Genomic DNA, 9,675 nt, shown 5'->3' with positions numbered 1-9,675 from the left:
TCTGCCATGCAAATCTCCAGTTAGTCCTGGAAACCTTCTCGCACACGCAGCAAGCCTCAAAATATAGCCAATCCAATGGGGCGGAGACGGCGCTTACGATGATTGTGGCGCGGTCTCGGATTGAACTACCTGACCACAAGTCCTCGACCCGAAGCTTGACGAGGTCGCAAGCGCGGAGGTTGCTGTCGATGGCAAGATTGAAGAGCGCCAGTTCTCGGTGCGCCCCACTTATTTCAAGTAGAACGCGGATCGACCAAACGTGCTTGGGCTGAAGCGGCCGCTTCTGACCAATTAAAATTCCCTTGTTCCAAGGACGTCGAGTACGCAGAACAGTGTCCATGACAAAGCCTCTGCCACGCCTCCCACCTCGTCGCCCGCATTGGGCAAGTCAAATGGTACCATAACTGTCGCTACTCGGCCCGAAGCGGTCCAACTTTGCCGCAGTGATGGCAACCCATGTGGTTGGCTTGCGGTCGTATGCGCCGCCCACCCAGATTTCGGCCTCAAGGCTCCGCCAAGGTCCAGCATTCTCCCAGGTCACCATCAACTCCTCCTTTGACAGATAGCTGTAATAGCGACCGAGCGCGTCTGTGCCCTCTTCAGCCCCTGCCTTAAAGCTGGCCCAGACAAGCCCTGCATCATTTAATGCACGGTGAATTCTTCCGATGATAGGAACAAGCTCGGATCGAGGCGCATGGGTCAACGAAGCGCAAGCATACACGCCATCGTACAAATCCACGGCATCCAACTCGTTGAAGAGCATTGTCCTGACAGTCAATCCGATACGTCGGGATGCAATAGCTGCGAGTTCGGGCGACCCGTCAGTCGCGTCGAGATCGAAACCTCTTTCAATGATGGCTGCTCCATCGACGCCGCCGCCAGTTCCTAATTCTAAGATCTTACCGTTCGGCGTGCAGCGGTCGAGAAAGCTGGACAGCCTCGGGTTGGGTATCCCTTCATCGGCTGCGTATTGTTCCGCATTCGCATTGTAAAAGCCTAATGTATTATCTGTCACAGGAAACGCCTCAGTGAGCCACACCGTTTGAGATGCATCGTAATCATGAAGGCCTGATGACCGCAACTGGCGGGCGCGCAGCGGAAGACGGCTATCGGCCACTTTGCGGGCGAGGCGTTCGTCTGCGCGGGCCCATAGCATCAAGGCCAATGGCCTGCCTCCTTCTCATTCCTCTCGGAACGCCCGCGCCATCTGATCGGTGAATGGCTTGGCGAGATACGCGAGGGCAGTTCGCTCGCCGGTCTGCACAAATGCCTCGACTGGCATGCCAGCAAGCGGGGTCAACGTCCCCAATTTCGTCCACTCGCCCACTGGTACGGAAACGCGAATGCTGTAGTAGCTCTGTCCGGTGCGCTGATCGGTCGTGAGATCGGCGGCGATCCTGCTGATACGTCCATTCAGCTCGGGCGTTGTTCTCTGACTGAATGCGGAAAATCGCAGGGTGACACCCTGTCCCACTTCCACCTGATCGATGTCCTGAGGTGAGAGTTTCAACTCGGGTATTAGAACGTCAGACGCTGGGACGATCAGCATGATTTCCGCACCGGGTGTCACAACTGCACCTGCGGCATGTACAGAAAGCTGATGAACGAGTCCGGTTTGCGGAGCGCGAATATCAATATGCTTCAGCTCGTCCTCTGCGGCTACCAAGCGTTCCGAGAACTCGCCAATTTCGCTTTCAGCCTGACGCAGCTGGTCGGACACTTCAGTCCGTTGATCATCATCAACCTGAATGATCTGCAGTTCTGTCTCGGCTATCTTGCCATTAGTTTCGGCCGCGGAAGCGATGAGACTGCCAAGTTCTCCCGTCAGATCGGCGGCGTCGCGCTGTAATGCGTAGACTCTTGTGGCAGGTATGATTCCTTGATCGAGCAATGGCTGCAGACTGGCGAGTTCCTTTTGTATAATGGCGATTGCCTGGCGTTTGCCATCCTCCTGTGCGGATAACCCCTCCGCTTGTTTGCCGAGCTGCCGTATTCTTTCCTTTAGCTGTGCCTTGCGACCGCTCCTTGAAGAGCGGCGATCCTCAAAGAGACGTTGTTCACCATCAAGCATCGCAGACACTTCCAACAGGTCGCGTGAGTTCATTAAAACCTCTGGGAAATGAATCGTCGCCTTGGCGTCGCGCTCAGCGGAGAGCCGAGCTGTACGGGCAGCAAGCTCCTTCAGCCTCTTGGAAACAATCGCCAAGTTTGCCCGCGTTTGGGTGTCATCGAGGTGCACCAGGATCTGCCCTGCTTCGACACGGTCGCCATTCTTGACGAACACCTCGCCCACGGTGCCGCCCTTCTGATGTTGAACAGGCTTGACGTAACTGTCGACCACTAGCGTCCCTGACGCGATGACTGCACCCTGCAAATGGATGGTCGCAGCGAGACCGCCGAGAACACCTACTAGAAGAACCACCGCAGTCAGTGCAAGCAACGTCAAGCGCCGAATTGCCTGCTCTGCCAGCGGGGCATGATCGTGTTTCATTGTGCTGCCTCTTCGCCTGCGATCATCAGCCTAACGGGCGGCGATGGCTGCGTTGCCTTCTTCAGCACCTCATCCTTCGGACCAAACGCCTGTACCTGACCGTTTGCGAGGACGAGCACCTTGTCGACGGCCGCAAGTGCGCTCGGCCGATGAGCGATGACGACGGCTACGCCGCCTCGAGCGCGAATGCCAAGGATCGCCCGTGACAATGCCGCCTCCCCATCGGAATCGAGATTCGAGTTCGGCTCATCAAGGACCACGAGGAAAGGATCGTCGTAGAGCGCTCGCGCCAAGGCGATGCGCTGCCTCTGCCCGCCGGAGAGAGCCGACCCTTGCTCGCCAATCTTGGTTTCGAAACCATCTGGAAACTGAACAATCATATCGTAGACACCAGCCGCCTTTGCCGCTTCGATGATCTTCCCGGAGGGCGCATCTGGATCAAACCGTGAAATATTCTCGGCGATCGAGCCACCCAACAATGAGACGTCTTGCGGCAGATACCCAATATGCCGGCCAAGCGCACGCGGATCCCATTGCGTTAGCGCCGCTCCATCCAACCGCACAGTGCCAGCAACAGGTAGCCACAGCCCGACGAGGCCCCTTGCGAGCGACGACTTTCCCGAAGCGCTTGGGCCGATCACGCCTACGGCCTCCCCAGCACCCAATTCAAACGAAACTCCCCGCACGATCGCCGCTTTGGAACCGGGTGAGGCAAGGTGAATATTCTCCGCTTTCAGCACCCTACTCGGGCTCGGCAACGAGACCTCGCGTTCACCGGGTGGCATCAGTTGCGTAAGCTTGATGAGGCGCGACCAGCTATCGCGTGCGGCGGAGAACCCCTTCCATTGCCCAATCACAAGTTCGACAGGTGCGAGAGCTCGGCTGACGAGGATGGAACTGGCGATCATGATGCCGCCCGTGGCTTCTTGGCGAATGACCAAAATCGCTCCAACTGCCAGCACGGCGGATTGCAACATCATTCGCAGAATTCGGGACAGTGTGGCGAGAGTGCCGGTCACTCTTGATGAGCGCAAATGATTAGTGAGGTAACGGGAATTGATCTCCTTCCACCTTGTGCCAAGGAGGTGACCGAACCCCATCGCGAGCACCGCTTCGGAATTTCGTCGTGTCGCTTCCGCGAGCGCCGTGCGTTCCGAGGCAATCTTTGCCCCATCTTTCGCCGGTTGACGTGACTTGTGTTCGGCAAGGATAGTGAGTCCAACGAGCATAAGGGCGCCAGCGAGCGCCGTGACGCCGATCCAGACATGGAACAGGAAGCATAGGCCGAGGTAAAACGGCATCCATGGGATATCAAACAGAGCGGTCGGTCCGGGGCCGGAAAGGAAGCCCCGTACGGTGTCGAGATCACGCACGGACTGCAGACCGTCACCGGGTAGCTGCATGCGCGATGGGAATAAGATGAGCGAATCGTAGACTGCTTCGCCGAAGCGCTCGTCGACGGAAAGGCCGACACGCACGAGGAGCATCGAACGAATAAGTTCGAGGATTCCCTGAAACGCATAGAGCGTGGCTGCAACGACGCCCAGACCAATTAGCGTCGGCAGGCTGCGACCGGGAATGACCCGATCGTAGACCTGCAGCATGAAGAACGAGCCCGTTAAGGCCAGAATATTGACGATGGCACTGGTCACGCCAATGCCAAGGAGAGCCTTCTTCAGCGAAGAAAGCACCGCCACAAGAAACACTTGCGGCGGCTTGGAGCTATTCGATTGCAATATCAGGCTCCGCTCACGCTGGCGTAAAGTGGAAGTCGTCCTGATGCAGGTTCGTCCGAGTGACGTTCTTCAGCAGAAGCGAAGTATTTGCGTCGTGAGTGATCATCGTATCGGATCCAACTTGCGCGGCTGCTGCCATCACTGAAGCAAAGTCAACGAAGATATCCGAGGTGAGATCGATAACATCCACGGAGCCAGCACCAGCGACAAAATCGGTGATGATGTCGTGACCAAAATTCTGTCGGAACAGGAAGGTATCATTTCCCGCCAATCCGACCAGCGTGTCGTTACCCGGACCCGCGTGGATCGTATCGACACCTGTCGTCCCTGTGATGGTTTCGTTCCCTGAGGTGCCCCCAACGTAAGCGATGTGTGATCTCATATCTGCCCGCGTCCAGACCGTACCATCGGTGAAACTGACCTTCTCCACACCCAGTTGGATGCCGTCGTCGAGCGAGTCCTTGAGTAACACCGATCCCCCGTCGCCAGCACCGGYAACACTCTCGGCGATTACGACAGTGACATCGTTGCCATTGCGRACAAGGGTGACGTCGGTGGGGTTGAGATCGCTGAAGCTCAGTGTGTCTGATGTGCCGTACCAGGMGCCTTCCGTGATCGTGTCCCGTACCAGGMGCCTTCCGTGATCGTGTCATTTCCATCACCTCGGGCATAGACGTACGTATCGTTACCAATGCCACCGTTTAGACTGTCGTCGCCGTGGCGGCCGGCCAAAATATCTGGGGCATTGGAGCCATTTATGATATCGTTTCCTGCAGTGCCAGCGTTACTTACCAGCAAGTCCCGCAAAGTTGCCCGCGTCCATACGGTCCCATCTGCGAAAACGACCCGGTCGACACCCTGGCCGTTGTTGTCGTCGAGGCTGTCTTCCAGCAGTACAGAACCGCCGTCGCCGGCACCCGCCGCACTCTCAGCAATGAGTATCCTGACATCGTTGCCATTGCGGACAAGGGTGACGTCGGGTGATCGTGTCATTTCCATCACCTCGGGCATAGACGTACGTATCGTTACCAATGCCRCCGTTWAGACTGTCRTCGCCGTGSCGRCCAWAGAGGGTGTCCGCCGTATTGAAGCCCACGATCGTGTCATTGCCGGATGTACCCGCCTGGTCGAGCAGTTTGGTCCGGATATCAGTGCGCGTCCATACGGTCCCATCTGCGAAAACGACCCGGTCGACACCCTGRCCGTTGTTGTCGTCGAGGCTGTCTTTCAGCAGTACAGAACCGCCGTCACCGGCACCCGCCGCACTCTCAGCGATGACCAGCCTGACATCGTTACCATTGCGGACAAGGGTGACGTCGGCAGGCGTAATTCCGACTAATGCGAGCCTGTCGGCTGTGCTCGACCACGGATCTTCTTCCACGAAGTCATCGCCGGCTCCACGGAGCCAAAGGTAAATATCATCGCCAAATCCACCCCTAAGAACGTCATTTCCCGTCCCCCCTACGATAACATCCGCGAAAGGTGTACCGATTAATGTTTGCCCGCCATTTTGGAGCACGGGGATAGTGAGGTTTGCTAGAACTCGCTCGACGCTCCACTTCGCCCCATCGCCGAACTCGATCTCGCTTATGCCTGTAGAGGCCGACTGGAACTGACTTACGACAGAAATTACTGAGCCATCCGCCCTAATTTTCACGAGTAGGTCTAAAGCAGAATATTCGAACGAGACGTCAGATGGCTTCAAATTCGAAAGCAAAAGCGTGGTATTTGTTGCTGTTGTTCCCCGCAGATCAAGCGTATCGCTTCCGTCGCCAAGGCTGTAGACGATTGCGCTTCCCGCATCGCTTTTCGCGAACAAGGTGTCGTCCCCACCCCCAAGCTGGTAAATAGATTTGCCCTGAAAAGGCTCCGCCGCCGAACCGATGTGGTCTGCCAAGGAAGAGCCATGGTTCCATTGGATCTTTAGATCGGCAAAAATCGGAGCAATCTTTTCCCATACTAAGGCACTATTCTCAGGGTGCGATTGGATAAACGATAGCGTATCTGCTGCAAGCCCGCCGGCGTCAACTACTAGACGATCCGTTCCACGATCGTACGAGATTCCGCCAAAAATTGAGTACGGGTTTGCCATTATATCATTAAAAGCAACACCGTTCCCGAGCTGACCGAGACTGATTTGCGTAACGAATCGAGCCTCGAACATTCTAACAATATCTTGATAAAGCGGCTCCCAGACTCTTGGGCCCGCAAGCATGCTGGGATCGCCGGAATATTCTGGGTTCTGAGTTTGATCGACACCATAGAAAGAAAGAACAACCTCAAGGTGGCGCGCATCGATGTATGGGCCGCGATCGGCGGGGTCGAGGTCTTCCACCCCAGCCCATTTGAAAATAATGTTTTCGAACGCGTTGTGGAAATCCGCCCCATCCATCGTACCCGAATTAAGAACAAGAGACTTTACCAACTCTTGAAGGATCGGATCGAGCGTCATCGCCGCCCACAGATTTGCGAAATGCCCATAGCCGATCAATTCAGGTAGGCTCATAGCCGTTGTGGCATAGACAAATTCACTAGGAAGCTGGAACCTGGTTGTTTGGGGGTTTGTCGCGAAATCCACCTCCGCAATCACATTCGTATGCGTTTGACCGTCTACGATGCGAGTAAAGGTTGCGGATGCGACAACTATATTTCCGTCACGAGTTTCGCCCACAGGATCGAATGACAAAGAAATCGAGGTAATTCCAAGATCGGTCAGCGTATGAAGCTCGCCTGAGTTGGAGGAAGCATTGCCGTTGTCGATCCAAACCCTCAGGGAAGCGAACGCTGTGTCACTACTGTCAACGATACCGTCGCCGTTCTCATCGAAGCGTGCAAGGTCTGCGAACGCATTTCCGCTGTGGGCGCCCAACACATTATCTGCCGTGATAGTTGAACCATCAACTGGAGCGGTTACGAGCAATCCGTCGCCCAAACCAACCCAACCTGTTTGAGTGGCGAAACCACTGCCAGTAAAATCGAAAAATGCAGTGGAGCCCGACAGGGGCGTCAGGTTCACTCCCAGGCCATCTAAATCGAGAATTAGCGGATCTCCGAAACTTGGAAGCCCAATACGCAATTCTTCAGGCCAAGTTAAACCCGCTATAATGGGGTCCAGCACGTGGTCCGCAAACCAGTCGAGAGCCTCAGCGGCTTTATGGAGAAGGTCGGCTGCCTGTTTTGCCACTTGGCCAGGGAACCCCAAAAGAACGCCGCCCGCCGCGTCGCCAGCGTAACCGCCAGCGTCTGCTAAACGAGCCAGGCCGTGCATTCCCTTCTTGTCAATACCGTCTGCCGCTTGATCGCCAGCTTCTACAGCATTGTCGAACGCAGTACTCGTATCTTTGATTTTCTTGGCTGCCTCATTGAGTGCACGCATGGCCTCGGGAGAGTGGGCGGTGCCTGCATCGCTCAGCGCATCGTCTATCGCATCCCGCACCGTTCCAAAAGCGGCCTTGCCTTCCTTTACACCAGGTGCCTGCTCGGCGCCATACTTTACGGGATCCGTCTCACTCATCGATGTCTCCGAGGTTAGCTAAACAACCAATATCGCAGACAAATTAAAATGCAACCAGTGATACATAATTATGCGAAATATTTTATAATTTCATTTACTTGCGGGGGCATAGGGTGAAGGCCTCGAAGCTGTTCCATATCGCGTTTATTTCTTCAGGAGATTTCCGGTTTGCCTTCCGATAGTAAGCTTGCTGATTTTCTGATAGCGGCGTTGTCAGCTGCGAAGCGACCCTAAAAATGTCAGGAGACGGGGTTGGCGTCAAAATCCACCGGTAGAAGAGAGGTTTCGTTCCAAAGTCAATGACCGCGGATCCGTTTACCTCGCTTAAAGTTGCAGGGGGGCTAAAGTTTTCGAGTTGCTTGCCATCGACAAACCCAAGCAACTTTCCATCCGCTAGTTCGTAGTACGATCCTTCACAGCCAATTCCTAAGGGATGCAGTTCCGAAGCCCTTATCCGCCGAGCGAGTTCGGAATCTTTTCCGCCGCATGTTGCAAGTAGGCCGCAGCCAAGAACGAATACTAAAGCCGCTCCGAAATATCTCATACTTAGCGTCTCCACCATGGTCTCTGCCGGACTGCAAAGTCTTTTCATCGGCTTGAGGCCACGGCTGAAATATTGCAAGTTTGTCCCCGGCAATAACGCCACACCGCGAGCCAGATCAGCGCATTAAACGTGAGCGCGAACGGGACCGCGCCCATGACATAAATGGCTGGCACTTTTGGGTCATCCGTAACGAGCATCGTGTAAGCACCCCAAAAAGTGTAAGCGAAGCAAATAACGAAATACCCGGACAGAAGAGGAAAGAGAGCTTTCAATACGCGGAGGTCGAGCACGGCGATGTCGAATGCGTACAATCCCAGAAGGACCCCGGCGACTGCCCCAGGGACATAGCCCAATACTTCGAGAATCGATGTGGCTTCTGGGCGAGTGACCACGACTATGGCCCCCAGAAAATTGATCAGGCCAACGATTACCGCAAATATCTTCCAAGTCATAGAACGCTCCGTTGGTTCTTTACGTTAGAGCGGGAATATGAACAAAAAAGAACATATAAACGTTAAAATTGTACTTTAAATGCCTTGCGATGGCGATATTAGAACTCTAAACCAGATGTAGGGCTACTCGCATCGGTTGCCCCTGATGCCCCTGTAAAATATAGCTTTTAACCCGTGCGGCTGCCGCATATCGGTCACGCCGCAGGGGAGATAGATCCGCACACTCCCCGTAGCCCGATCATGCGGCCTCAACACAGGCGATCAACGATGACAACGTTTTGCGCTCAAGGTCTACCGGAACCTCTAAGCTGCGACCGTTTCGTAGCAGGATCTTAACAAGCACTGGCGTCGCCCGAGCCGGGGGCATCTGCCCAAGGCCGGTTCTGTCGCAAACTTTTCACCGGGTTTGCAACCAGTATGGTAGGCGTAGATCCGGGTTGAAGATGAGCAGGCAGATTGAGTTTCCCGATCATGGTCGATTTCAAAGGCAGTCATTACCCAAAAGACGTGATTTTATACGCGGTATTTTTCTACGTCAGGTATGCGGTCTCCTATCGTGATCTGGAAGAGATTATGGCTGAGCGCGGCGTTGCCGTTGACCACGCGACGCTGAACAGATGGGTCGTTAAATATTCGCCCCTGATTGCCTGCCAGGCCCAGCGCCGCAAATCCGCAACCAGCAGCTCCTGGCGGATGGACGAGACCTATATCCGGCTCAAAGGCAAGTGGACCTATTTCTACCGCGCTGTCGATAAATTCGGTAAAACCCTTGATTTCATGCTGTCTGAGCACCGCGATGAGGCCGCAGCCAGCGCCTTCTTCGCCCGCACGATTAAGAACAATGGCTGGCCCGAAAAGGTCGTCCTCGACAAGAGCGGCGCGAATCTGGCAGGATTACACAACATCAACTGGCTACTGCTGTTGCGTGGATGGTTCTG

At 55.1% G+C, this 9,675-nt stretch carries 9 protein-coding genes and 1 pseudogene; 1 reads left to right on the top strand and 9 read right to left on the bottom strand.

The window, feature by feature from the left end:
- The 9 genes and pseudogenes from ASC97_RS34965 to ASC97_RS28045 form a co-directional block, all read right to left on the bottom strand.
- A pseudogene (locus tag ASC97_RS34965) lies at positions 1–340 on the bottom strand (hypothetical protein); the annotation flags it as partial.
- Between the two features lie 48 nt (positions 341–388).
- Positions 389–1,015: a class I SAM-dependent methyltransferase gene (locus ASC97_RS28075; RefSeq protein WP_057471623.1), complete on the bottom strand. Its 627-nt coding sequence runs from the start codon at positions 1,013–1,015 to the stop codon at positions 389–391.
- 165 nt (positions 1,016–1,180) lie between these two features.
- Complete coding sequence (locus tag ASC97_RS28070) at positions 1,181–2,491, bottom strand: HlyD family type I secretion periplasmic adaptor subunit (RefSeq protein ID WP_057471621.1); 1,311 nt, start codon at positions 2,489–2,491, stop codon at positions 1,181–1,183.
- A complete protein-coding gene (locus tag ASC97_RS28065) occupies positions 2,488–4,227 on the bottom strand; it encodes a type I secretion system permease/ATPase (RefSeq protein WP_057471620.1) in 1,740 nt (579 codons plus the stop codon). Before ASC97_RS28065 ends, ASC97_RS28070 begins: the two co-directional genes overlap by 4 nt.
- Before the next feature lie 13 nt (positions 4,228–4,240).
- Positions 4,241–4,699, bottom strand: a complete 459-nt coding sequence (locus ASC97_RS28060; RefSeq protein ID WP_057471619.1) for a M10 family metallopeptidase C-terminal domain-containing protein — start codon at positions 4,697–4,699, stop codon at positions 4,241–4,243.
- A 104-nt stretch (positions 4,700–4,803) separates the two neighbouring features.
- Positions 4,804–5,220: a calcium-binding protein gene (locus tag ASC97_RS36440; protein ID WP_162246725.1), complete on the bottom strand. Its 417-nt coding sequence runs from the start codon at positions 5,218–5,220 to the stop codon at positions 4,804–4,806.
- Complete coding sequence (locus tag ASC97_RS28055) at positions 5,156–7,741, bottom strand: calcium-binding protein (protein WP_057471618.1); 2,586 nt, start codon at positions 7,739–7,741, stop codon at positions 5,156–5,158. The genes ASC97_RS36440 and ASC97_RS28055 overlap by 65 nt, the downstream gene beginning before the upstream one ends.
- A 94-nt stretch (positions 7,742–7,835) precedes the next feature.
- Positions 7,836–8,285, bottom strand: a complete 450-nt coding sequence (locus ASC97_RS28050; protein ID WP_156390488.1) for a hypothetical protein — start codon at positions 8,283–8,285, stop codon at positions 7,836–7,838.
- Positions 8,286–8,329: 44 nt separating this feature from the next.
- Positions 8,330–8,737: a hypothetical protein gene (locus ASC97_RS28045; RefSeq protein ID WP_057471616.1), complete on the bottom strand. Its 408-nt coding sequence runs from the start codon at positions 8,735–8,737 to the stop codon at positions 8,330–8,332.
- Between the two features lie 471 nt (positions 8,738–9,208).
- Here ASC97_RS28045 and ASC97_RS28040 point away from each other — a divergent pair.
- A partial coding sequence (locus ASC97_RS28040; RefSeq protein WP_057471622.1) for an IS6 family transposase occupies positions 9,209–9,675 on the top strand: 467 nt, incomplete at its 3' end.

It is taken from the genome of Rhizobium sp. Root1203, assembly GCF_001424945.1.
GTDB lineage: Bacteria > Pseudomonadota > Alphaproteobacteria > Rhizobiales > Rhizobiaceae > Rhizobium.
The sequence above is the reverse complement of the archived record's forward strand: the minus strand, read 5'-3'. Positions and strand labels throughout refer to the sequence as shown.